Consider the following 264-nt stretch of genomic DNA (forward strand, 5'->3'; position numbering starts at 1 on the left):
GGATCGATGGCAATTTCCAGCTCGTGACGATACTCGCTCTCCGCCAGCAGCACCCCGGCGATAAAGGTCCCGAGCGCCATCGACAGCCCCAGCGCGTCCATAAACAACGCCGATCCCAGCACCAGCAGCAGCGTCGCGGCGGTAAACACCTCGCGAACGCCCGACGCGGCAATAAAGCGGAACACGGGACGCAGCAGGAAACGACCGCCAATCAGCATGCCCGCGAAGGCCAACACCTTCATGGCGATTTTAGCCCAGTCGAAG

Annotated in this window: 1 protein-coding gene; it reads right to left on the reverse strand. The window is 62.1% G+C overall.

Annotation, left to right across the window (positions count from 1 at the left end):
* Positions 1–264: cation:proton antiporter domain-containing protein (locus SAZ04_RS22295; RefSeq protein ID WP_332699827.1), on the reverse strand; the 264-nt coding region annotated here is incomplete at both ends.

The sequence above is a fragment of the Halalkalibacter lacteus genome (genome assembly GCF_036663595.1).
GTDB classification, from domain to species: Bacteria; Bacillota; Bacilli; order Bacillales; family Bacillaceae_D; genus Halalkalibacter; species Halalkalibacter lacteus.